Below are 1,265 nucleotides of genomic sequence, written 5' to 3'. Positions count from 1 at the left end.
TTCTAATTCTCGGAATGTTGATTTTAGCCACTTCCTGCGAAAGCACGAAAAAAGATAATAAACTCCCAATTTATGGGCGAAAAAAAGTGGAGCCCAAAGAAGTAAATGGAAAAGTGGAGATGGACACTATCTATCATGAGATAGCCGACTTCCAATTTTTGGACCAGGATAGCTCTTGGGTAACAAATGCTACTTTTGAAAACAAAATCTATATTGCTGATTTCTTTTTTACTTCTTGCCCAACCATTTGTCCCATCACAAAAGCCCAAATGTTGCGAGTCTATGATCAGTTCAAAGATAATGACAAGGTGACCTTCCTTTCTCACAGCATTGATCCTGATCATGACACTGTGCCTGTTCTTCATAATTTTGCGGATCGCCTGGGAGTTCGTACGGATAAATGGCACTTTGTAACAGGTGATATTGAGGATATTTACGATATTGCACAAAGTAGTTATATGACAACAGCTATGGAAGCCCTACCGCTCCGGGAGGCTTTGTACATGGTGGAGCGTTTATTTTGGTTGATAACAATCGACATATCCGAGGTTTTTATGATGGCACAGATGAGGAACAGGTAAATAAGCTTTTAAAAGATATACCTACATTATTAAAAGAAAATCAGAAAAATAAAATATCAGAATAAATTAAATAGCTTTACCAGATGGGTTAGAAATTCCTAACCCATTTGATTCACAAGGCCTATTAAAGCTCAGCTTCGCAATTCAAAACAACTAATTACCCCTTTCCAATGCGTAAAGCAATAGTTATTATTATACCAATCCTTTTACTTTTTACTCAAACCGCCTGCAAAAAATCTGGAGATAAAGCAGCCGATTCAAATAAAAAAGAAGGGCTTAGTCGTCGAGAGCAGATAAAATTTAAACAGTACATGACGGAAGGGCGACGATTATATATTGCGAATTGTGCCAATTGTCATCAGAAGGATGGTAAAGGGTTAGCCAGGCTTATTCCGCCTCTAGCAGAATCAGATTATATGGCTAAAAACGTAGAGCGAACCATTTGCATCATAAAAAACGGTTTAGAGGGCGAAATTTTAGTTAATGGGATTTCCTATAATCAACCTATGCCGGCCCATACAAACTTAACAAATATTGAGATTGCAGAAATTGTGACTTATATCCATAATAGCTGGGGGAGTTTTAATGGAATTGTGGATGTGAAAGATGTTGAGAAAACAACCTGTGATTAAATAAATTCGTTTAATTTTACTATGCTGAAAATATGCCTTTATAGTGGTTAAA

Annotated in this window: 2 protein-coding genes; both read left to right on the top strand. The window is 36.8% G+C overall.

Translation table 11 applies throughout. The features are described from left to right. The coding region (locus E1171_RS01195; RefSeq protein WP_343031272.1) for an SCO family protein at positions 1–581 on the top strand (581 nt) is incomplete at its 5' end. Positions 582–751: 170 nt separating this feature from the next. After that, the gene (locus E1171_RS01190; protein WP_155203276.1) at positions 752–1,213 is read left to right on the top strand and encodes a c-type cytochrome; all 462 of its coding nucleotides are present in this window, start codon (positions 752–754) and stop codon (positions 1,211–1,213) included. Positions 1,214–1,265 lie beyond the last annotated feature (52 nt).

The organism is Xanthovirga aplysinae, assembly GCF_009711365.1.
GTDB classification, from domain to species: domain Bacteria; phylum Bacteroidota; class Bacteroidia; order Cytophagales; family Cyclobacteriaceae; genus Xanthovirga; species Xanthovirga aplysinae.
The sequence above is the reverse complement of the archived record's forward strand: the minus strand, read 5'-3'. Positions and strand labels throughout refer to the sequence as shown.